This is a genomic window from Bacillus sp. RZ2MS9 (assembly GCF_001816185.2).
In the GTDB taxonomy this organism is placed as follows: domain Bacteria; phylum Bacillota; class Bacilli; order Bacillales; family Bacillaceae_G; genus Bacillus_A; species Bacillus_A cereus.
Genome location: NZ_CP049978.1, coordinates 3569969 through 3593200, shown reverse-complemented (window position 1 = coordinate 3593200; position 23232 = coordinate 3569969). Strand labels below are relative to the sequence as shown.

Genomic DNA, 23232 nt, shown 5'->3' with positions numbered 1-23232 from the left:
GAAATCATGCTTTTTTCTATTTTACACATAAAAATAATCATGTTACAGTGAAAAGACCTGACAAAGAATGGGAAGGAAAGGTTGTATAGAATGACAAATGAACAATCAATTGTAAAAGTCGATCGGTTAACGAAGCGAATCGGATCAAAGACACTTGTACAAAATATTAGTTTTGAAGTGAAAAAAGGCGAGGTTGTCGGTTTACTCGGACCAAACGGTGCTGGAAAAACGACTTTAATGAGAATGATGGTTGGTATGATCCGTATGACAGAAGGTGAAGTATGGATTGATGGTCAATCTGTGAAACAGCAATTCGAAAAAACAGCTGCGAAAATTGGAGCGGTAATTGAGACACCTGAATTTTATCCTTTTTTGAGCGGCTATGAAAATTTAACATATTTCGGACGAATGAATGGTAATGTGACCGAAGAACGTATCGATGAAGTAGTGAAATTGTTAGGGATGGGACAAGTAATTGATCGCAAAGTAAAAGCGTATTCACTCGGCATGAGACAACGTTTAGGAATCGCTCAGGCACTTATTCACGATCCAGACGTGTTGATACTAGATGAACCGACAAATGGATTAGACCCTAGTGGAATACATGAAATGAGAATGTACATAAAAAAAATTGCACATGAACAAGGAAAAGCTGTACTTGTATCAAGTCACTTACTTTCAGAAGTTGAATTAATGTGTGACAGAGTTATCATTATTCAGCACGGGGAATATGTGGCTACGCAAAATATTCAGCATAGCCAAAGCGAAGAGATGGAGACGATCCGTATACGTGTAGATGATGCGAATAAAGCAGCAGAAATATTAGGGCATGATGTTTTAGTAAAAGATAATGAATTACTTATTAATGTAAAAGATGAAGAAATCCCAAATGTTATTCGTACATTGCTTGAGAAAAATATTCAAGTGTATCGTGTATATGAAGAAAGAAAAACGTTAGAAGAGCAATTTTTAGAATTAACAGGGGGAAAAGATATTGTTTAATTTAGTATATAACGAACTGTATAAAATATTTAAGCGGAAGCGAACGATTATTCCATTTGCAGTTATTGCAGTATTAATAATCGGATTAGGATGGGTTACGGTAAAGTATTTTGAACCGGAAACAAAAGGATGGAAAGTAGATTATACAGAACGAACTGTAGAAATTGAGAAAAAGCTTGGCATGAAAAAAGAAGCTATTTTAGCAGAAAAATCAGGGGATGAGCTTGTAAAAGAATACCAGCTTAAGATGAAGCATTTAGATACGGATACAGCACCGGCAAGCAGTTCTCCACTTTCTTTCATGAGAGATACAGGTTTTATCGTATTTCCAATTTTGCTCCCATTTATCCTCGTGTATGCAAGTACAATTTTTGCGAATGAATATAGCTGGGGAACATATAAATTTTTAACGATACGACCAGCGAGTCGCTTTAAAATTTTAACAGCAAAATTTTTAGCAATTGTTATATTTGCAGCTTTATTATTTATATTTAATATGATCTTCTCCGCTTTATGTGGACTTGTTATTTATAAATTCCAACAGCCTGCATGGAGTGAGTTTATTTTCCAAGATGGAAATATAATAAAACAAAACATTTTTGTAGAAGCAAGTAAATATTATGTTTTATCGTGGTTACCAACGGTTGTGTACGCATCGTTTGCATTTATGATTTCTGTGTTAACAAGATCTAGTGGAGGTGCAATTGGTATTTCACTATTCCTTGCTTTATCAGGCAATATTGCGCTATTAGCAGCCACTAGATATAACTGGGCGAAATATTTATTGCCAGCAAACACAGATTTATATAGTATTTCAAAGAATGGAAGTTTTATTGATGGAGTAACATTCCCGTTTGCATCATGTATGTTGTTACTTTATTTGTTCGTATTTTTATGTATTTCATATACTGTGTTTTTAAAACGTGATTTAACTTAATAAGAAAAGCCGTTCAGGGTGCTGAGATGCACTTTGAACGGCTTTTTTTATGAGAATTGTTTAAGTGCTCTTTCGGCTAGTAAAGCAAAGTATTCTGCACTTATAGGCAGTGCCTCTTCATTAATTGTAAAAGCAGGATGATGCCATTCATGTGTACCGCTCGTTCCCATAAAGACGAATGAACCTGGTATTTCCTGTTGGTAAAATGAGAAATCTTCTCCAGCCATTGACGGACTAGGCGAGATGATATTAAGATTCATCTTTGTGGCAACTTGAGTAGATAAGTCTGTAAGAGCTTTATCGTTGTGAACAGCAGGAGGACCTGAATAAAAACAGAATTTCGTTTTTACACCTAATGCATCAGATACACCTTTAATAATACGCTCCATGAGTGCTGGAATCTTTTCACGTGTTTCAGCTTGGAATGTGCGAATCGTTCCTTCTAACGTAGCTTTTTCAGGAATCACGTTCCACGTATTTCCTGCATGAATATTTGTAACACTAACAACTGCATTATGAGATGAACTTATATTTCGGCTTACAATTGTTTGCAGTGCCATCACAATTTGAGAGGATGCGACAATAGGATCTACTCCAGCATCTGGTACAGCCGCGTGTGTACCAACTCCGTGAATTTCAATTTCAAATCGATCAACTCCGGCCATCAGTGGACCATCTTTAATGCCAATTGTACCTACTGGTAAATCAGGTTTATTATGCATGCCGAAAATCGCTTGCACATTACGTAAATGTCCAGCATCAATAACTTTGCAAGCGCCATTACTACTTTCTTCAGCTGGTTGGAATATGAAGCGAACCGTTCCATTTAGGGAAGATTCTCTTTCTTTTAATAAGAAAGCAGTACCTAAAATAGCAGCTGTATGAAAATCGTGTCCACAAGCATGCATTTTCCCTCGTACTTTAGATGCATAGGACAAATGTGTTTCTTCTTGAATAGGAAGGGCATCAATATCAGCACGAACTGCTACAATTGGTCCGTTTTTATTACCAGACACTTCAGCGATAATTCCTGTTTCTAAATTGGAATCAATGATAGTAATGTTTTTTTCTTCTAACCAATTTTTTATTGCTTTTGTTGTTTCGAACTCTTCATATGATAGTTCTGGATACTCATGTAAATGTCGACGGATGGAAATAAGTTTTTCTTTTAGTTGATTTGAAATAGATACCATGTAGTATGCCTTCTTTCTTCAGCAAAATATTTATCATAAGTATACAACAATAAAAGAGAGGATTCTCAAATGAAAATCCTCTCTCGTTTATCCCATAAAAGCCCGATTGGTTCAACTAATTAAAGTTTCACTTTATGCTGCGACTTTTTTATGCGTATGATGTTTACGATAACGTCCACGCATTGCGTATGCAATTTGCGGGATTGCAATCCCAATTAATATAAGTGATACACCGAACCATTGTGAAGATAGTACAGCCTCTTTTAAAACGAATACTGACATAATTGTTGTAACTGGTAGTTCCGCTGCACCAAGAATAGTCGCTAAGCCAGAACCGATTTTTGGAATCCCGATTGTAAAGGCAATAGATGGAATAACGATACTAAATGTTCCTAATCCTAAACCGTATTTCCAAAGACCTTGAGAAATGGCACCATTAAAAATAAATGTTGGTGGGAATACAATCATGACTAAAGTTAAAGCACCAGTCATTAAGAGAACACCGCGCGGTAATGAAGGTACTTCAACAGCAACTTTTCCGCTTACGAAAATGTATGTTGCGAATGTAACAGCAGATAATAAACCTAAAATGACCCCAGTCGTATCGAAAGCACCTACTGATTGTTCAAGTAAACCACTTGATAAAAATGTCCCTACAAGTAAGAAAATAACAGAAATAACTTTTTCTCTTGAAGGTAATGTTTTTGTTGCGACTGCTTCAATGATAATTCCGACCCAAACGAATTGGAATAAAAGAATAATTGCAATAGAAGCTGGTACAGTTTTTAATGAAGCATAATAAAAAATTCCGGTAAAACTTGCAGATGTTCCTGCAACGAATAAAAGTAATGCTTGCTTTAAAGGAACGCGATGGCTAGAAAATAGAAGTGTAATAGCAAGCAAAATAATCCAACCGAACAAATATTGGCTGCCAATTACCTCTCCAAGTGAAAATCCTTCTGCATATGCAAGCTTAACAAAAATAGCTAAAATTCCATAACTACACGCTCCTAATAAAACTAAAAGAGAATAACGAAGCATGAAAAATTCCTCCCATCTATATGAAGTTGTTCCGTATCGAAAATATATAACTAGAGGGAAGTATACAAAATTAGAAATAAAGGGTCAAATGAAAGAAAAGTATGACATTTTATAGAATAATAATAAAAGTATGATATTTATGCATAATCTTGAAATTTTTAATAGTAGAAGTATTATAAAATAAACTTTGCATTGTATAGAGATAGCATTTGAAAAAAATATTTTTTAAACCAATATGTATATAGACGTACTAGTAACGTGCTAATTATTTGAGAAACTATGTTACCTTTGTTATGGTAATAACAATTAAAGGAGTTTTATAATCCATTTGGGTTTTTTCTATATAATAGAAGGAAATGAAAACGTTTTATTAGAAACTGTGAGGAAGTGCGGTTTTTCTTATTGCCACGTTGTAAAAGTGATTTCACGAATTGTTCATAGTATTTTTATGTGTTTTTGTTACAATATTTAGGGAGAGGAGTGGAATGATGCAAGATATTAGTATTTTTTTAGCGTTTGGCGCCGGGTTCTTATCATTTATTTCCCCATGTTGCTTACCGCTTTATCCGGCATTTTTATCGTACATAACAGGTATGTCGGTTTCTGAATTGAAAGAAGAAAATGCAATGCTTCGCAAAAGAAGTATGATACATACAGCGTTTTTCTTACTTGGATTTTCAATTATATTTATTGCAATTGGATTTGGTACAAGTTTTATTGGAGGAATCTTTACTGACTATAAAGATTTAATCAGACAGTTAGGTGGTATATTTATCATCGTGTTCGGCTTAATTATTGTCGGGGTGTTTAAGCCGAAATTTTTAATGCAAGACCGTAAATTTACATTTAAAAATCGTCCAAGTGGCTATTTTGGATCAGTACTAATCGGATTAGCTTTTGCAGCAGGGTGGACGCCATGTACCGGACCAATTCTAGTGTCTGTAATTGGATTAGCAGCAACAAATCCAGAATCAGCAATGATATATATGATTGCTTACATACTTGGATTTGCAATCCCGTTTTTCGTACTGTCATTCTTTATTACGAAAATGTCTTGGATTAAAAGAAATAGTATGGCCTTCATGAAAGTCGGAGGATATATTATGATTGTTATGGGTGTCTTCCTATACTTTAACTGGATGACGAAAATTATCGTATATTTCTCAAGTTTATTTGGTGGTTTTACTGGTTTTTAGTATTATTCTGCGAAAATGTTGGAAATACTAACGGAAAAGCATATAATGAAAGTATATTTTGCATATAGCCACAAAAAAGGATGAGAAAATATGAACATAGTTCTTTTATCAAGTATCGTTGCTGTTTGTATGGCTGTCGGTGCGATGTTTATTCGTTTAAAAGCAGCTAAGAAACCTGCAACATTGAAAAAAATTATACTTCCACCATTTTTTATGAGTACGGGTGCATTGATGTATGTTTTTCCTGAATTTCGATTAACTCCAGCAGAAATGTTAGAAGCAATTGGTGTCGGTTTGATTTTCTCTATTTTTCTTATTAAAACATCTAAATTTGAAATTAGAGGACAAGAGATTTATTTGAAGCGTTCAAAAGCCTTTGTTTTCATATTAATTGGATTACTTGTAGTGCGGATTGTATTTAAAACCTACTTAAGTCAATCTCTTGATTTAGGACAACTTAGTGGCATGTTCTTCTTACTTGCGTTTGCGATGATTGTGTCATGGAGAATTGCAATGTATCGTTCCTTTACGAAATTACAGAAGGAAATGGAAAAAGAAGATGGTTTTTATAATGAAAAAGATATGAAGCTAACTTAAAAACTGTATATGTACCAAATAAAAAGACAGCGTTTTTGACGCTGTCTTTTTATTTATAGTGCTAACACTCACTGTCCCAGCCTCGGCGTATAAACCGTGTGCCATCAAAAAAACAATTTAAATTTGGTGATACGAATGGACCGATAAACGTAATGATGTTTGGGTCTGAAGTTTCGTCAACGGAAATTGGTGGTTTAGTAGGGTCAGGTCGTAGTGTATAGCGAATGCGAGCGGTATTGCGAATGAGACCGTCTCGTGGTTCTGCTGTTACTTGAACGATAAACCGAACATCAACGGATTCACCTGGATTAACAGTTCCAATAATAATACCGATAGTTGGGTTAGTTCCAGGACGTATTACTCCGTTTACTGTTACTGAATTCGGATAGAAAGTAACTTCGGGAGGCAGTGAATCAGTAATGAGTACATTATTTGCAGGAGTAGCGCCATTGTTAGTAAAGGTAAGTGTATATGTGATGAAGTCACCGAGTTCTACACGATTTACATTCGCAGTCTTAATAAATGTGTTTGGCTCATTAGGGTTTACTTCTATCGTAATTGGTGGTGTTGTTGTCGTTGTTGTGATAGGTGGTCTAGTCGGATCAGGTTGAGAAGTGTACGTAATGGAAGCGATATTTGTAATCATTCTATTAGCTGGAAGTGTAATAACCTGTACTTGGAATGAAATAGTTACTGATTCTGTTGGATTAAGAGTTCCGACGGGGATGCCTGTGGATGGATTTGTGTTTGGAACGGGAATGTTATTAATTGTGACACTATTTGGAATGAATGATGTGCCGACAGGAAGTGAGTCTGTAACAGAAATGTCAGTAACAGGAATCGTACCTTCATTTTGGAATGTGATAGTAAATGTAATCGTATCACCTACTGAAACGATGGATTTATCAGCGGTTTTTATCGGATTGATAGTCCCAACGTTTACAGGGGTAATTGTAGTAGGAGTAGGTGTAGTAACGGATACAGGTGGCTTAGTAGGATCAGGTTGATACTGGAAGGAAACGTTACCTTGGTTTTGAATTTCTCCGCTTGGTGGAATTGAAGTAACTAGGACACGGAAAGAAATCGTTGCGGATTCAGAAGGAGCAAGTGTTGAAATCGGGATGCCTGTGGACGGATTTGCGGTTGGTTGCTGCACATTGTTAATAGTAACACTATCTTCAATGAACGAAGTACCGACAGGAATTGTATCAGTTACAACAATATTATTAGCAGGAATGGTACCTGTATTTTGGAGTGAAATCGTATACGTAATAATATCACCTAGTGTAACTGTTTCCGGCGTAGCTCTTTTTTGTGGATTTAATATAGCTGTCTTTACATTCGTTGTGTTAATTGGAGTAGGGTCTGTAATGGTAATAGGAGGTTCACCAGGAAATGGTTCATATGTGAAAGTAACAGTTGCTTGATTTCGAATGATACCACCAGGTGGTACACTTGTTACTCTTGCTTGGAATTGAACCGTAATTGTATCGTTCGGATTGACTGTACCTACAGGTATACCCGCTACAGGATTTGCTCCAAGATCCAGAATACCATTTATTATAACGGTACCTGGAATAAATGTTAGCCCATTTACTAATGGATCGGTAATGATAACGGAAGTTGCAGGGACTGATCCACGATTTTGGAAGGTTACAGTATACGTTATGATTTCATTTATATCTACAATTTGTTTGTCTGCTAGTTTATTTGGATTAGGTGTAGGTGTAATAACGGATACTTCAACAGTTGGTGTAGGATCTGTAATGGTAATAGGGGGTTCGCTAGGGTTTGGCTGGAATGTGTAAGTGACAGTTGCTATGTTTTTAATAATACCGTCTGGCGGGAGTGCAGTTACAGTAACTTGATAAGTTAACGTAATAATTTGTCCTGGAGTAACAGTTCCGACGTTGACACCATTATTTGGATTTTCTCCAGGCGAAGAGACGCCATTAATCGTAACGCTATTCGGAATGAAAGTAGTACCTGCAGGAGTAGGGTCTGTAATAATAACATCTGTCGCATTAATATTCCCGACATTTTGGAATGTAATTGTATATGTGACAGTATCACCAAGATTAATAACTTGAGGGCTAGCTTGTTTGTTAGGATTAGTGGTAACTTCACTTACTTGGGTCTTTGTAGTAGGTGTAGGCGTAGTAACAGATACAGGTGGTCTAGTAGGATCTGGTTGATATTGGAATGAAACGGTCCCTTCATTTTCAATAAAACCTGTCGGCGGTATCGAAGTTACTTGAACTTGGAAAGTTACGACGGCCGAGGTGTTAGGTTCTAATGTACCGATAAGAATTCCAGAACTAGGGACGGTACCTGGTTGTGGCACGTCATTAATCATTACACTATTTGGAATGAAAGTAGTACCAACTGGAATAGGATCGGTTACAAGTACATTCGTGGCAGGGACAGTTCCTGTATTTTGTAAGGAGATTGTATAAGTGATTGTGTCACCTAATAAAGCAAATACTTTATCAGCGGATTTTGTAGGATTCGTTGTTGCTGTGTTGACATTTGTAGTAGTAGGGGGCGTTGGAGTAGTTACTGTTACTGGTGGTTCTCCAGGATTAGGTTGGAATGTGTAGGTGATAGTAGCTTCATTTACAATAATTCCGTTAGGTGGTATGGAAACAACGCGAACTTGGAATGTTAAAACAACTGATTGACTAGGGTTTAATGTGCCCAGAGGGATGCCAAGAGCTGGGTCAAGATTACTAGTTGGTACACCATTAATTGTAACGCTATTTGGAATGAAAGTAGTACCTGTTGGGATGGGGTCTGTAAAAACGATGTCTGTCAGTTGTACAGTTTGTAAGTTTTGGAAGGTAACGGTGTACGTAATAATATCACCTATATCAACGTTGTTTCGATCAGCTGTTTTCGATGGATTAATAATACTATTAATGATTTCAGTATTAACTGGTGGTGTTGTCTCTGTTTCTGTAATAGGAGGTTCATTTGGATTAGGTTGAGATGTAAAGTTGACTGAACCAACATTTGTAACAACCCCGTTAGGCGGTATATTTGTAATCGTTACTTGGAATGTGATGGTTACTATTTGATTCGGTTGTATTGTACCGATAGATATTCCAATACTTGGATCAATACCTGGTTGTGAAATACCATTTACTGTAACGGAATCCACAATAAATTGTGTACCTACTGGTGGTGGATCAATGACAGATACATTTGTCATAGGAATATTTCCGATGTTTTCAAGCGTGATTGTATACGTGAGTGCATCTCCAATGTTAGCAACTGATAAATCTACTGTTTTAGTTGACTCTAACTCTGCATTTTGTACAATTGTTTCTGCAATTGGAGTAGGTGTGGTTGTTGTAATAGGCGGAAGAGTAGGATCTGGTTGAGATGTGTAAGTGACATTTGCTTCATTTGAGATAATTCCATTTGGTGGTAGAGTAGTTACTTGTACTTCTAAAGTAACAGTCACTATTTGTCTAGGGTTTAATGTGCCAATCGGGATTCCTGTTTCAGGGTTCAAATTAGGTTGTGGAATACCATTAATCGTAACGCTACCAAGGATAAATGTAGTTCCAGTAGGGATAGAATCAGTAATAATAACATTGGTTGCAGGGATGTTTCCAGTATTTTGAAGGGTTATCGTATAAGTGAGCGTATCACCAATACTTGCAGACTCACGGTCTACTGTTTTTTGCGGATTCGGGTTAGCGGTATGAACCGGTAAAGTAACAGTAGGAGTTGTTTCCGTCGTTGTAATAGGTGGTTCACTAGGATTAGGTTGAGAAATATAGGTTACAACTGCCGTATTTTCTATTTTCCCGTTAGGTGGAATAGCATTTATTTGTACTTGGAACGTAACTGTGACGGTTTCCCCAGGGTTAACAGTACCGACAGAAATGCCTGTAAGGGGGCTTACACCAGGTTGAGGGATAGTATTTACTGTAACACTATCAGTAATAAAAGTTGTACCAGGTGGCAAAGAGTCTGTAACTGTTACACCTGTAGCAGGTATAGTTCCTTGGTTTGTAAAAGTGACAGTATAAGTTACGATATCACCAATTTCTGCAAACGTAAGATTTGCGGTTTTAGTAGGGCTTATGACTACAGTTTGAATAGGAGTCGTTGTTTCGGGAGTCGTTTCTGTTTTTGTGACTGGAGGTAAGTTTGGATCCGGTTGATAATTAAATGTTGCACTTCCTTGATTGCGTATTTCTCCACTAGCAGGGATGTTTACTACTCGTACTTGGAAAGTAATGGTCGCTCGTTCGGATGGTGCTAAAGTTCCAAGTGAAATTCCAGATGCTGGATTGGATCCTGGTTGAGGAATACCATTAATCGTAACACTGTCTGGAACTAATATAGTACCAGCAGGGATAGAATCCACTACTGTTATATTCGTAGCAGGGACAGTACCGGTGTTTTGAAATGAGAGCGTATAGGTAATGATATCATTTAATGCAACAAAGGAACGATCTACTGTTTTTTGTGGATTTAGTGTTGCAGTATTAACTGCCGTTTCTGTTTCAGGAGTTGTAATAGTTGTCGTAACAGGAGGTTCATTCGGATTTTGCTCATATGTGAATGTTATATTTGCTTGATTTCTAATGATTCCCCCGGGCGGGATGCTATTTACTACACCTTGGAACGTAATTGTAATACTTTGACCAGGATTTACAGTGCCAACTGGTATGCCGATTTCAGAATTTTCTCCAAGTTCTGATGTTCCATTCACAACAACGCTACCTAGAACGAATGAAACACCAGATGGAAGTGTATCTTTTACGATAACGTTTGTAGCGGGTACAGTTCCTCTATTTTGGAATGTTACAGTAAAAGTAATCGTATCTCCTATATCGGCAATTTGTCGATCGGCAGATTTTGTAGTCGTCGGATTTGGATTGTTAATTGGGATGTTCACACTTGGAGTCGTAGTAGTTGTTGTAACGGGAGGCTCACTCGGATTCGGTTGATATTGATAAGTGAAGGATGCTTGGTTTCTAATTATCCCGTCAGGTGGTAAATTTGTAACGACCACTTGGTAGGTGATTGTTTTTGTTTCCCCGACAGAAATAGTGCCAAGTTGTATTCCGAGTTCTGGATCGGAGCCAGGATTTGAAACGCCATCAATCGTAACGCTATTTGGAACGAAAATAGTCCCGTTAGGTGTAGGGTCTGTAACGACTACATTTGTAGCTGGAACTGTCCCATTATTTATAAAAGTTACCGTATAGGTAATTGTATCTCCTATATCAGCAACTTGTTTGTCTGCAGATTTTGTAGGCGTAGTAACAACAGTGCCAACTTGAGTTTCTGTTTTAGGAGTTGGGGTCGTTTTTGTAACAGGGGGTTCATTTGGATTAACAATATGATTAAATGATACAATACCCTGATTTTCTATAAGGCCATTTGGTGGCACACTTGTAACTTGAACTTGGAATGTAATTGTTTTTGCCTGATTTGGAATTAAAGTGCCGATTGATATACCGTTTTCAGGGTTACTGTTAGGTTGTGAGACACCATCAATCGTGACGCTATTTGGAATAAATGTTGTACCGTTTGGAATAGGATCGGTTAGTACAATATTCGTTGAGGAAACAGTGCCGTTATTTTGTAAACTAATTGTATACGTAATAATATCACCAATGTCAACAAAAGTACGATTAGCAGATTTTGTAGGATTAACTGTAGCGGTATTAACAGTGACTGTAGTAGGTGCTGTCGGTTCAGTTGTTGTAACAGGAGGCCTTGTTGGATCTGGCTGATACGTATATGTCGTTGAAGCTTCGTTTGTAATAACACCGCCAGCAGGTACTTGTGTAACAAGAACTTGGAACGAGAGTGTTTTCGTTTCACCAGGATTAATTGTTCCAACTGGAATTCCTAGTGCTGGATTTGAATTTGGAACGGGAGCATTATTTAAGACTACGCTATTCGGAATGAATGTTGTCCCAGCAGGAATTGTATCATTAAAAACTACATTCGTAGCAGGGATTGTACCATCATTAGTAAATGTAATCGTATACGTAATAATATCACCGATATCAACAGCAGTTTTATCCACCGTTTTAACAGGATTTGTAATAGCGGTATTAACAGGAGTAGTAGTAGGTGGTGTAGGGGCTGTTGTTGTAATAGGTGGTTTTGTTGGATCGGGTTGATACGTAAATGTTGTCGTTCCGATATTTCGGATTAAGCCATTCTCTGGGAGAGAGGTAACTTGAACTTGGAATGTAACTATAGCATTTGTACCAGCAGCGATTGTTCCGATTTGTATACCGCCAGCAGGATTTACACCTGGTTGTGAAGTGCCGTTAATTGTGACGCTATTCGGAATAAATGTAGTACCATTTGGAATTGGATCAGTTACAATAACGTTCGTCGCAGCGATGTTTCCTGTATTCGGTACAGTAATTGTATACGTAATAATATCACCAATATCAGCAATTTGTGGACTAGCAGTTTTTGTTGGATTTACAATTGCAGTTTGTACAGAAGTAGTTGTTGGAGGTGGTGTTGTCGTAGTAGTCGTTGGGGGTTCAGACGGGTTTGGTTGCGATGTAAATGTTATATTTGCTTCGTTAGTAATCGTTCCGTTAGCCGGAAGAGAAGTGACTTGAACTTGAAATGTGACAGTTGTAGTTTGACCAGCAGGAATCGTACCTAGCGGAATATTTGTTGGTGTTACACCAGATTGTGTCGCTCCATTAACTGTAACACTGTTTGGAATAAAAGTGGTGCCAGTAGGGATAGGATCGGTGATAGAAACATTTGTTGCTGAAATATTACCGTTATTTGGGACAGTAATCGTATACGTAATGATGTCACCGATATTCACAATTTGTTGGTTTGCACTTTTAGCCGGATTAATGATAGGAGCATTAATTTGTGTTTCGACTATATTACTTGTAGAGTTTCTGTTAATTGGTGGTTGGTTTGGTGGATTATATTGAAAGCTTGAAGTTGCACTATTTGGAATAGGGTTTGGTGTAGGGAGAGTATTAACTCGAACTTGAAACGTAATTGTAGCATTCCCGTTTGCAGCAATCGTTCCTACATTTATTCCAGTAGCAGGATTATCCGTAGTAGGAGTACCATTCACTGTAACGCTACCCGGTACGAACGATGTGCCGGCAGGAGGTGTGTCTGTAATGATAACATTATTAGCGGCTAATGGAGCCTCATTTGTAGCAGTAATTGTATACGTAATCGTATCACCGATCGTAGCAATTGTTTTATCTACTGCTTTTGTTAATGCGACATTAGCTGTGAAAATATCTGTATCAACTATATTGCTTGTTGTTGTACGTGTGATAGTGGTTGCGTTAGGTGCAGGTTGAAATTCGTATCCAAATGATGCTACGTTACTGGCGACAGGTGGGGTAGGAATACTTGTTACATCTACTTGAAAAGTAATTGTAACAGAACCACCAGCAGGAATATTATTAATAGGAATTCCAGTTGAAGGATCGCCGGCTGTTGGAGTACCATTAACAGTTACACTGTTTGGAACGAAAGTGGTGCCAGCTGGTATGGGGTCTGTAAATGTAACGTTTTGGGCAGGAAGTGTTCCAGTATTTTGGACAACGATTGTATAGGTTAAACGACTTCCTATTGTTGCTATTGCCATTCGATTCGTCCTTTCTGTATAAATTTCAATCCGGTCAAGGAATAGAATATTTACAAACAGTATTATTTTATCATCCAGAAACAATACTATGTGAAAATATTAGTATAAAATAAATTCGTCATTGCATCCTATTCAAATTTATATGGATAGGAATAGGCAAAGGCTTTTTTTTTGCCTAAATTATTCTTTGCGTTACGTATACAAATGTAACTTTTTTTCCTTGTTCGCATTAAATGAAATAGCGAATAAATATTTATTTTATATGGAAGGGAAGTGGAATTATTGGCTTTTGTACAAACATATACGAAAACGGACTCTTTATTTATGGCACACACAGGGAATACAGTTGGTATGCGTGGTATTACAATAGCGACGGCTTATCAGTACAATGCATTAATAACAAGAGATACAAGTTTAAGCTTTGCAGGAGTTCCTTCTTCGGCAGATCCATTAACTTTTGCAGGAACGACAAATGATTGGACATTAAATGGTTCTTGGGCAAGGCTTAATCCTTCATTAACAGATGTACCAGCAACAGCAACTGTAGACTTTGCAATGCTAGTATGGCAAGGAACATTGAGTGCAACTGTGACAGAGACAGTGGTAAATAATAATATGCCTACTCTTCAAACGCCAGATGGAGTTATCCATACAATTACGAGTGTTCCAACATGGGGAGAGACTAGATCAAGCGGCACATTTCAAGGTACCATTTATACACGTACTGCAAATGTAACAAGTATTTTACAGGGACTTTCGAACCGAGCAACAGGAGATTATTTTGTAGAGAGAATACCAACGGCAAATCCACCAGCGCAAGGGACAGGAGTAGGATGGGCATTAGTTGTTGTGTATCGTGATAATTTATATCCTGTCAGGAATGTTAGTTTATATACTGGTTTACTTATTTCTACATTGGGTGAGACAGCGACGATTTCAAATTTCATCACTCCAGCTGTATCGCCGGTTACTGCTCGTGTATTTACAATGGCAATTAATGGTGATACAGATGCGACAGGTGATAGATTTAACTTAAATGGTACTGGACTTTCAGGACCTAATAATTTAATAAACAACTTTTTTGCTTCACAGGTAAATAATTATTTAGGAAATTTAGATACAGTTGGAAGTTTTGGGGATAGAAATATGCCAATTGGTACTTCTGCGACTAACCGTCGTGCGGAATTTGATGTGACAAATGTACCTGCAAATGGCGTATTAACAGCTGCATCCACTTCTACTACGGTTAATATCCCAAATACATTCGATTATATTTACGCTGGTGCTGTTGGTTTGCAAATAGATTTAGCAGAGGCACGTTTAGCAGCTACAAAATCAGTAACTGTAAGTTGAAATAATAGGAAAAGTTAATAAAAATTTTTATCCTAATAGGAGTGAGTTCTATTGGCTTTTGTTCAAGCTTACGGTAAAAATGATAACTTATTTATGATGCACACAGGCAATACGATGGGAATGCGTGGTACTGCAAATACAAATTTTGCTTACAATGCACTTATTACATTAAATACTGACTTAACTTTTGGAGGAGTACCTTCATCAACTGATCCAAATACATTTGGAGGTACGACAAATGATTGGACATTAGATGGATCATGGGCTGAATTAAATCCGTCAACTACTATTGTTCCAGCTACGGCGGTTGTGGATTTTGCATTACTTGTTTGGTCAGGTGGATTGGATACGGCTGTTACAACTGCTGTTGTTGATGCGAATCCTCCAAATCTAGTTACGCCTGATGGAACGAGTACACAAGTGACAATTAATTCGGCATGGTCATCAGAAGGGACGAATTTACCTTTTATAGCCAATGTATATAACAGAGCGGCAGACGTTACATCTTTACTACAAGGGTTACCTAATCGAGCAGCAGGTAGATATAGCGTAACAAGATTACCTACGCGTCAGCCAGTTGGTTATGGTGCAGGATGGTCGTTGATTGTTGTATATCGTGATTCCTCATACCCGATGAGAAATGTGAGTTTATTCCCAGGTTTTTTATTATCAGGTACACCACAAATACTTTCTGGATTTTTCACACCGGCTACAGGGACGGTGACAGCAAGAGCTTTTGTAATGGCGGTGAATGGTGATCCAAATTTTACAGGTGATAACTTTCAATTGAACTCTGTGACATTAACGGGACCGAATAATCCATTGGGGAACTTTTTTAGAGGGCAAGTGAATGATATTAACGGGAATTTAAATACAATTGGTAGTTTTGCAGATCGGAATTTTTCGGGGACAACTACAAATGCAAATGCGAGAGCTGAATTTGATATTACAAATGTAAATGCAACAGGATCAATTGCACCAAATACGACATCTACACAAGTCAACATTACAGGTACAGGCGATACGATTTATACGAGTGCGGTTGGATTACAAATAGATTTAGCAGAAGCTAGATTAACAGCCGTAAAATCTGTAACTGTAAGTTAAAAAAGATTGCTATAAGTTAGCAATCTTTTTTTCATGAGGGGTATTTTGTTAGTAAAGATTGATAGTTAGAATAATCAATCTTTTTTTCTTGTAGTTTTTTTATTAAAAATTTATGATCACGCTTTGGTGTGGCAATGATATATCCTTTAATAATTAAGTCTTGTGTAATTTGAGAGGCATTTTCTTGTAATGCAAGTTCCCCGATTTTGCCAGCAATCTTTGATTTTGCAACATCACGAAATAGTTCTGGAACAGGACTTACAAGCTCTTCTAACAATTGTTTTTGTTCGTCAGCCCATAAATGTCTCGTTTTATTTATGTAGTGTTCTTCCCAATCCAAAATGGACATGCCGTCTTCTTTTGGTAAACGTTTTAAAAATTTTCTGAACATAAAGTATCCACCGATAGACATAAGCCCTAATAAAATAACCGTCCATAATACAATGAACCAACTGAACCATCCTTCGAGCACGCATATCCCCCCTTAATGATAGCGGTTTTCTTTTATTCATATTATATACAGTGAGATTCATAGAAAGCAAGAACGCTTGGTCATTTTGACCAAGCGTTATAGTTTAAACGAAGTATAGTTGTTCAACACATAAATTATTATTATCGTCTTCAACATACTCAATAATAAGTGTGCCAACTTTACGATCTTTATCTTCAGTTGTGAAAATAGAGTAAGAAGTAAAACGTGTTTTTGATAGGCCGCTTATATGTGTAGGTAAAGAAATGTAGTCGTTATCGCGGAAGAATTCCATCAGTTCAATATCCTCAAATTCTTTTCGGTCAACTTGTTTGTTTGTATAGCGGCGTTGAAGTTGTTTTAAAGACTCGTTCCAAGAAATTGCTTTTGTGTCGTATACCATTGTTCTATCTCCTTACTGTATGTAATCATTAAGAACATACGTTCTAATCTAGTATACTCTTTTTATTAGAAAAGGGAAAGCAAAAAATAATGTAAGCTTGGGTTTCCAAGCTTACATTATTGATGCGTCCGTCATAATCTCTATTTTTTATTATAAGTTAGATATGAATAAGAAACAAGATGATATATATAATGTTGAGAGTTTTCAAGATTCTGTATATTATAGGTGTACTAAAGTGTAAGGGAATGAGAGGTGTGGCATACGTAATTTCACTGCAAGGGCCGATGGCTAGCGGAAAAACAACATTAGCAAAAAGGTTAGAAAAGAGAGGGTTTCGAGTTATATATGAAAATCCATATCCAATTGTAGAGAAGCGAAAAAAATTGAATTTAGATATGAATTCAAAAGTAGGGTTTATTATGAATCAAAAAATGTTTATGGAAGCAAAAATAAAGGAGTTTCAAAATGTGAAAGATTCAGTCGTAATTTTTGATCGCGGACCAGAAGACATTGAGTTTTTTACACTCTTTTATCCAACGATTATAGGAGAAGAGTGGGATATAGAAACTGAATTGAAAGATGAATTATATAAATTAAGAGCATGCCGTTCGGATGTGATTTTTTACTTAGATGTTACGAAAAAGAATGTATATGATAGAAAAAATAATGATAGAACAAGAAACAGAAGTACGTTTGAGGAGCAATTTAAATTAGTAGAAACTGAAAAAGACTGGTATAAAAAATTTCCTGTAACTTATGTGGACACGAATAGATTAACAGTGGACGATTTAGAGGTATATTTTATGGACTGGTTAAAGGAGAGAGGGATATGAAAAAAATACTTTTATTTGTATACTCAACATTTGCAGAGTTTGAAATAACAGTAGCGACGGCATTGCTGAAAAATAAATATGAAATCATTACAGCGGGCTTAACTAAAGAATTGGTTATAAGTGAAACTGGATTGCAAGTGCAGCCGCATATAGAAGTAAGTGAAGTACGTGTAGATGAGTATGAGGGGATACTTATTCCAGGTGGAGAAGAAGGACAGTTGGAAGATGCAAAACCTCTTTTTTCAATCATTCGTCAATTTCATGAACAAGAAAAATTAGTGGCGGCAATTTGTGCTGGACCGTATGCACTAGCAAAAGCAGGGTTATTTAAAGGGATTTCTTATACTGCGACTATAGATTATCAAAAATTTGATTGTTTTCCAGTAGAAAATTTCGTGTATGAAGAAGTTGTGAAACACTCAAATATCATTACAGCACAAGGGCATGCATTTGTACCATTTGGAATAGCAATTGCCTCTTATTTTGGAGTGGCAGACGAACATAATACAGATTTTTATTGTGGTAAAGGCAATGTAGTAATGGAGAAACTTTTACGAGAAAACGTGTAGAAGCTAGCAAATGCTAGCTTTTTTCTTTTTGACATCGATAAATGGCTAACGTTTTTGGGTCACGCCATATACCGTTATGAAGTGACAATTCATTTTCTACTTCTTCTTTTAGCCATACCTTCATTTCCGCGTGAAGGTATGTATTATCAGGTATATTTAGCGACGGAAACATGCTAGAAATATAGTTTACAATCGGAGTAGCATGATGAAAAACGAGAGCATTATGAATAACTGTTTCTTCAACAGTTGGAAAAACAGATTGTAATATCTCTTTACCGTTTTCTAAACAAAATGGAGTGACTGATGATGTTGTTTTCGGTAAATCAAATGCGTCTAACATACGGTTACACATTTCAACTATACGAGGTAGTGTAACGCTAGAATTTGTTGTAGCTAAAAGTGTTCCGCCAGGACGAATTACTTTATGGAATCCTTGAATCGTTTTTTCAACATCTTTCACATGGTATAACATATGTCTTGCAATTATTAGGTCATAACAATTTGTTTCGAAAGGGAGTTTACTAGCATCCCCTCGTTTCCATTCTATTAAGTTATTTGTTTTAGCAGCTTCAGCAAGCATAGCTTCGGATTGATCAAACCCGGTTAATGGGCCTTTATGACCATTTGTTTGTAAAAGGGAAAGGAATTTTCCACTAGCGCACCCAACCTCTAATATATTTTCTTCCCCTTGAAGTTGTAAATGTTCAATGACGATCTTATCTAAATCTACGTGTTTTTCTTCGTAATGTGTATGTGTGTCGATGCGTGTTTGTAAATGGTTGCTAACGTTATACTGACGTTTTACATCATTCATTTTGTCACATTCCACCTTTGTGCAAAATTGTTGGATTGCATGTGTTAATACATCTGTTTTCTTTAAACCTTCGTAATGGAGTGCTGATTCAAACCTTTTAAGTAATTTCTCTTCAATTCGAAAATGAATATCTTTTCGTTTTGTCACTGAAATCTCGCCCCTTTGCATCTGTTAGTGAGACTATAGCATGCTTGGAAATTTTGTGTAAATCATTTGTGTACACAAAATTATGGGGATGAAAAAATTGTTTGAATGTGAGTTTAAACTATTGACGATTTAAACGTTTTCATATATTCTTAAATTAAGTAATATTCAAATAATTCAAAAGAAATGAGAGAGTCACATGCTTCTTCAAGGAACACATCGAATTGGTCGTATGGCCATGCTGTTGGCACTTGCGGATGAGAATGAAAGTCCTGTATTATCCATTCCAAAAGGTTGGAAGTATTGTACGGGGAAAGTGGGTTCGATGAATTCGCAAAAGGTTGTCGCAGCAATGGAAACAGCGGCTAAAAGCAACCAAGTTATTGAAACAGACGTTTACAGAGAAACACATGCACTTTATCATGCAATTATGGAAGCTTTGTACGGAGTGACGAGAGGTCAAATTCAGTTAGCAGACGTTCTTCGTACAGTAGGACTTCGTTTTGCGATTGTGCGCGGTACACCATACGACGGAAAAAAAGAAGGCGAATGGGTTGCTGTTGCATTATATGGAACGATTGGTGCACCTGTAAAAGGATCTGAGCATGAGGCGATTGGTTTAGGAATTAATCACATATGATTTGCCCATAGTCTATTAGTTAGAAGGGGGCCTTACTTTTTTAGGACAGAAGTCTGTCTTAAAAAGATAAGGTCCCCTTTTGCCTTTTTAAGGAGGAAAAATGATGATTACGTTAACAGGACATACATTGACAGTTGAAGAAATGAAGAGGTTATTACTGGAAGGAGAAGGTGTAACAGCTTGTCCAACTAGTATGCAAAAGGTAGCGGAGTGCCGCGAAGTAGTTGAGAAAATTGTAGAGGACGGAAAAGTCGTTTACGGAATTACAACTGGATTTGGAAAGTTTAGTGATGTGCTTATCCAAAAAGATGATGTAAAGGCACTTCAACATAATTTAATTCAGTCACATGCATGTGGGATTGGTGATCCATTCCCGGAAGAAGTATCGCGTGGAATGTTAATTTTACGAGCGAACACGATGCTTAAAGGAGTATCTGGTGTTAGGCCGCTTGTTGTAAATATGCTTCTTGAGTTTGTAAACCGTAAAATTCATCCAGTCGTTCCGCAACAAGGTTCACTTGGTGCAAGTGGCGATTTAGCACCTTTATCTCATCTTGCGCTCGTATTATTAGGCGAAGGTGAAGTGTTCTATAAGGGGAAACGCGTTCATGCAATGGTTGCTCTTACAGAAGAAGGGCTTGAGCCAATTGAACTTGAAGCAAAAGAAGGTCTTGCGTTAATTAATGGTACGCAGGCGATGACAGCACAAGGAGTTCTTTCTTATATAGAAGCAGAAGCAACGGCGTATCAAGCTGAACTAATTGCTTCGATGACAATTGAAGGGTTACAAGGCATTATTGATGCATTTGATGAAAATGTTCATAAAGCACGTGGTTATAAAGAGCAAGTGGAAGTAGCAAGCAGAATTCGTGACATCCTTCATGATAGTAAATTAACAACAAAACAAGGAGAATTACGTGTACAGGATGCATATTCACTTCGCTGTATTCCGCAAGTACACGGTGCTTCTTGGCAAGTTTTAAATTATGTGAAAGAAAAATTAGAAATTGAAATGAATGCGGCGACAGATAATCCACTTATTTTTGATGGTGGGGAAAAAGTAATTTCAGGTGGTAATTTCCACGGTCAACCAATTGCATTTGCGATGGACTTCTTAAAAGTAGGGATGGCAGAACTTGCAAATATTTCAGAGCGCCGTATTGAGCGTTTAGTGAATCCGCAGTTAAACGATTTACCACCATTTTTAAGTCCAGAACCAGGACTTCAGTCTGGTGCGATGATTATGCAATATGCTGCAGCGTCACTAGTTTCTGAAAATAAAACGTTGGCACATCCGGCGAGTGTAGATTCAATTCCGTCTTCTGCTAACCAAGAAGATCATGTAAGTATGGGAACAATTGCTTCACGCCATGCACATCAGATTATTCAAAATGCAAGACGTGTTCTTTCTATTGAGATGATTTGTGCAATGCAAGCAGCAGAATATCGCGGAATTGAAAACATGAGTACAGTGACGAAGAGCTTCTACCATCAAGGTCGTCAGCAGGTGCCATCTATTAAAAATGACCGTATATTCTCAACAGATATTGAAAATATTGCGCATTGGTTAAAAACGAATTATTCGATAAAAGAAAGATTAGATGTAAACGCAGCACTATAAAATGAGAAAAGGGAGAGATTGAAATGGAAAAAGTACAACAAACAATTCGCGCGCCAAGAGGTACAGAGTTACAAACGAAAGGGTGGGTGCAAGAAGCTGCACTTCGTATGTTAATGAACAATTTAGATCCTGAAGTTGCTGAAAAACCAGAAGAATTAGTTGTATATGGCGGAATTGGCCGTGCAGCTCGTAACTGGGAAAGTTATCAGGCGATTGTAGATTCATTAAAAACGTTAGAAAGCGATGAAACGTTACTTGTTCAATCAGGAAAACCAGTTGCCATTTTTAAATCACATGAAGATGCACCTCGCGTTTTGTTAGCGAACTCAAACTTAGTACCGAAATGGGCAAACTGGGATCACTTCCGAGAACTAGAGAAAAAAGGTCTTATGATGTACGGACAAATGACAGCTGGTAGCTGGATTTACATTGGAACGCAAGGGATTCTACAAGGAACATATGAAACATTTGGTGAAGCAGCTCGTCAACATTTCGATGGTTCATTAAAAGGTACATTAACACTTACTGCTGGTTTAGGTGGTATGGGTGGTGCACAACCTCTTGCTGTAACGATGAACGGCGGTGTTGTCATTGCTATTGATGTTGATAAGCGCAGCATCGATCGTCGTATTGAAAAGAGATACTGTGATATGTATACAGAATCATTAGAAGAAGCGTTAACGGTTGCGAACGAGTATAAAGAGAAGAAAGAACCGATTTCTATTGGTTTATTAGGAAATGCGGCAGAAATTTTACCAGAACTAGTGAAGCGCAATATTACACCAGACTTAGTTACAGATCAAACATCTGCTCATGATCCATTAAACGGTTATATTCCAGTAGGCTACACGTTAGAAGAAGCAGCGAAACTTCGTGAAGAAGATCCAGAACGCTACGTACAATTATCAAAAGAAAGTATGACAAAACATGTGGAAGCAATGCTTGCTATGCAAGAAAAAGGCGCAATTACATTTGATTACGGAAATAACATTCGCCAAGTTGCTTTCGATGAAGGTTTGAAAAATGCATTCGATTTCCCAGGATTCGTTCCAGCATTTATCCGTCCATTATTCTGCGAAGGAAAAGGACCATTCCGCTGGGTAGCACTTTCTGGTGATCCAGAAGATATTTATAAAACAGACGAAGTAATTTTACGTGAGTTCGCTGATAATGAACATTTATGTAACTGGATTCGTATGGCACGTCAACAAGTTGAATTCCAAGGGCTTCCATCACGTATTTGTTGGCTTGGTTACGGTGAGCGAGCGAAATTTGGTCGCATCATTAATGAAATGGTTGCAAATGGTGAATTATCAGCACCAATCGTTATCGGTCGTGACCATTTAGATTGTGGATCAGTAGCATCTCCAAATCGTGAAACAGAAGCGATGAAAGATGGTAGTGATGCAGTAGCTGACTGGCCAATTTTAAATGCATTAATTAATAGTGTAAACGGTGCAAGCTGGGTATCTGTTCACCACGGTGGTGGCGTTGGTATGGGTTATTCACTTCATGCGGGAATGGTTATCGTTGCAGATGGAACAGCAGCAGCAGCAAAACGAATTGAGCGCGTATTAACTTCTGACCCTGGTATGGGTGTTGTTCGTCACGTGGATGCAGGGTATGACTTAGCTGTGGAAACTGCGAAAGAAAAAGGCGTTAACATTCCGATGATGAAATAAGGAGGAG

18 protein-coding genes are annotated in these 23232 nt (G+C 37.3%); 12 read left to right on the top strand and 6 right to left on the bottom strand.

The window, feature by feature from the left end; translation table 11 throughout:
• The first annotated feature begins 90 nt into the window (after positions 1-90).
• Both BHV55_RS18240 and BHV55_RS18235 read left to right on the top strand, forming a co-directional pair.
• Positions 91-1002 carry an ABC transporter ATP-binding protein gene (locus BHV55_RS18240; protein ID WP_000180622.1) on the top strand — a complete coding sequence of 304 codons (912 nt, stop codon included), beginning with the start codon at positions 91-93 and terminating at the stop codon, positions 1000-1002.
• Complete coding sequence (locus BHV55_RS18235; RefSeq protein WP_000482759.1) at positions 995-1939, top strand: ABC transporter permease; 945 nt, start codon at positions 995-997, stop codon at positions 1937-1939. Before BHV55_RS18240 ends, BHV55_RS18235 begins: the two co-directional genes overlap by 8 nt.
• Positions 1940-1986: 47 nt before the next feature.
• On the opposite strand, the gene BHV55_RS18230 is transcribed toward BHV55_RS18235, so the two are convergent.
• Positions 1987-3132 carry a M20 peptidase aminoacylase family protein gene (locus BHV55_RS18230; protein ID WP_000253673.1) on the bottom strand — a complete coding sequence of 382 codons (1146 nt, stop codon included), beginning with the start codon at positions 3130-3132 and terminating at the stop codon, positions 1987-1989.
• Between the two features lie 132 nt (positions 3133-3264).
• Positions 3265-4173 carry an EamA family transporter gene (locus BHV55_RS18225; protein WP_070756892.1) on the bottom strand — a complete coding sequence of 303 codons (909 nt, stop codon included), beginning with the start codon at positions 4171-4173 and terminating at the stop codon, positions 3265-3267.
• 322 nt (positions 4174-4495) lie between these two features.
• Here BHV55_RS18225 and BHV55_RS27930 point away from each other — a divergent pair, with 322 nt between their 5' ends.
• The 3 genes from BHV55_RS27930 (at position 4496) to BHV55_RS18215 (ending at position 5966) form a co-directional block, all read left to right on the top strand.
• Positions 4496-4645, top strand: coding sequence for a peptidase T (locus BHV55_RS27930; protein WP_071686460.1), 150 nt, complete (start codon positions 4496-4498; stop codon positions 4643-4645).
• A 16-nt stretch (positions 4646-4661) separates the two neighbouring features.
• Positions 4662-5369 carry a cytochrome c-type biogenesis protein CcdA gene (gene ccdA, locus BHV55_RS18220; RefSeq protein WP_001152676.1) on the top strand — a complete coding sequence of 236 codons (708 nt, stop codon included), beginning with the start codon at positions 4662-4664 and terminating at the stop codon, positions 5367-5369.
• A gap of 90 nt (positions 5370-5459) precedes the next feature.
• On the top strand, positions 5460-5966 hold the full coding sequence (locus BHV55_RS18215) for a CcdC family protein (RefSeq protein WP_001028440.1): 507 nt from the start codon (positions 5460-5462) through the stop codon (positions 5964-5966).
• Positions 5967-6027: 61 nt separating this feature from the next.
• Here BHV55_RS18215 and BHV55_RS18210 read toward each other — a convergent pair whose 3' ends face one another.
• Positions 6028-13590, bottom strand: a complete 7563-nt coding sequence (locus BHV55_RS18210) for a DUF7507 domain-containing protein (RefSeq protein WP_070756891.1) — start codon at positions 13588-13590, stop codon at positions 6028-6030.
• Between the two features lie 282 nt (positions 13591-13872).
• Here BHV55_RS18210 and BHV55_RS18205 point away from each other — a divergent pair, with 282 nt between their 5' ends.
• The gene (locus BHV55_RS18205; RefSeq protein WP_070756890.1) at positions 13873-14943 is read left to right on the top strand and encodes a hypothetical protein; all 1071 of its coding nucleotides are present in this window, start codon (positions 13873-13875) and stop codon (positions 14941-14943) included.
• A gap of 51 nt (positions 14944-14994) precedes the next feature.
• A complete protein-coding gene (locus BHV55_RS18200) occupies positions 14995-16050 on the top strand; it encodes a hypothetical protein (RefSeq protein WP_070756889.1) in 1056 nt (351 codons plus the stop codon).
• A 31-nt stretch (positions 16051-16081) separates the two neighbouring features.
• On the opposite strand, the gene BHV55_RS18195 is transcribed toward BHV55_RS18200, so the two are convergent.
• Complete coding sequence (locus tag BHV55_RS18195; protein ID WP_000889372.1) at positions 16082-16522, bottom strand: DUF2621 domain-containing protein; 441 nt, start codon at positions 16520-16522, stop codon at positions 16082-16084.
• A gap of 103 nt (positions 16523-16625) precedes the next feature.
• Positions 16626-16922, bottom strand: a complete 297-nt coding sequence (locus BHV55_RS18190) for a hypothetical protein (protein WP_000262400.1) — start codon at positions 16920-16922, stop codon at positions 16626-16628.
• Positions 16923-17167: 245 nt separating this feature from the next.
• Between BHV55_RS18190 and BHV55_RS18185 the strand changes: the two genes are divergently transcribed.
• Complete coding sequence (locus BHV55_RS18185; protein WP_070756888.1) at positions 17168-17755, top strand: AAA family ATPase; 588 nt, start codon at positions 17168-17170, stop codon at positions 17753-17755.
• Positions 17752-18324, top strand: coding sequence for a DJ-1/PfpI family protein (locus BHV55_RS18180; RefSeq protein ID WP_000722232.1), 573 nt, complete (start codon positions 17752-17754; stop codon positions 18322-18324). Before BHV55_RS18185 ends, BHV55_RS18180 begins: the two co-directional genes overlap by 4 nt.
• 13 nt (positions 18325-18337) lie before the next feature.
• On the opposite strand, the gene BHV55_RS18175 is transcribed toward BHV55_RS18180, so the two are convergent.
• Positions 18338-19285, bottom strand: a complete 948-nt coding sequence (locus tag BHV55_RS18175) for a class I SAM-dependent methyltransferase (protein ID WP_000166778.1) — start codon at positions 19283-19285, stop codon at positions 18338-18340.
• Positions 19286-19481: 196 nt separating this feature from the next.
• Here BHV55_RS18175 and hutP point away from each other — a divergent pair, with 196 nt between their 5' ends.
• The 3 genes from hutP (at position 19482) to hutU (ending at position 23225) form a co-directional block, all read left to right on the top strand.
• Positions 19482-19922, top strand: coding sequence for a histidine utilization transcription antiterminator HutP (gene hutP, locus BHV55_RS18170; RefSeq protein ID WP_000926516.1), 441 nt, complete (start codon positions 19482-19484; stop codon positions 19920-19922).
• Positions 19923-20025: 103 nt separating this feature from the next.
• Positions 20026-21543 (top strand): histidine ammonia-lyase, encoded by a 1518-nt coding sequence (gene hutH, locus BHV55_RS18165; protein WP_000631875.1) that lies wholly within the window; start codon positions 20026-20028, stop codon positions 21541-21543.
• Between the two features lie 23 nt (positions 21544-21566).
• The gene (gene hutU, locus BHV55_RS18160; protein ID WP_070756887.1) at positions 21567-23225 is read left to right on the top strand and encodes a urocanate hydratase; all 1659 of its coding nucleotides are present in this window, start codon (positions 21567-21569) and stop codon (positions 23223-23225) included.
• Positions 23226-23232 lie beyond the last annotated feature (7 nt).

Coding starts and splice junctions, on each gene's coding strand:
- BHV55_RS18240 (WP_000180622.1), top strand. CDS start 91: ATGACAAATGAACAATCAATTGTAAAAGTCGATCGGTTAACGAAGCGA.
- BHV55_RS18230 (WP_000253673.1), bottom strand. CDS start 3,132: ATGGTATCTATTTCAAATCAACTAAAAGAAAAACTTATTTCCATCCGT.
- BHV55_RS18225 (WP_070756892.1), bottom strand. CDS start 4,173: ATGCTTCGTTATTCTCTTTTAGTTTTATTAGGAGCGTGTAGTTATGGA.
- ccdA (WP_001152676.1), top strand. CDS start 4,662: ATGCAAGATATTAGTATTTTTTTAGCGTTTGGCGCCGGGTTCTTATCA.
- BHV55_RS18215 (WP_001028440.1), top strand. CDS start 5,460: ATGAACATAGTTCTTTTATCAAGTATCGTTGCTGTTTGTATGGCTGTC.
- BHV55_RS18210 (WP_070756891.1), bottom strand. CDS start 13,590: ATGGCAATAGCAACAATAGGAAGTCGTTTAACCTATACAATCGTTGTC.
- BHV55_RS18190 (WP_000262400.1), bottom strand. CDS start 16,922: ATGGTATACGACACAAAAGCAATTTCTTGGAACGAGTCTTTAAAACAA.
- BHV55_RS18185 (WP_070756888.1), top strand. CDS start 17,168: ATGAGAGGTGTGGCATACGTAATTTCACTGCAAGGGCCGATGGCTAGC.
- BHV55_RS18180 (WP_000722232.1), top strand. CDS start 17,752: ATGAAAAAAATACTTTTATTTGTATACTCAACATTTGCAGAGTTTGAA.
- hutP (WP_000926516.1), top strand. CDS start 19,482: ATGCTTCTTCAAGGAACACATCGAATTGGTCGTATGGCCATGCTGTTG.
- hutH (WP_000631875.1), top strand. CDS start 20,026: ATGATTACGTTAACAGGACATACATTGACAGTTGAAGAAATGAAGAGG.
- hutU (WP_070756887.1), top strand. CDS start 21,567: ATGGAAAAAGTACAACAAACAATTCGCGCGCCAAGAGGTACAGAGTTA.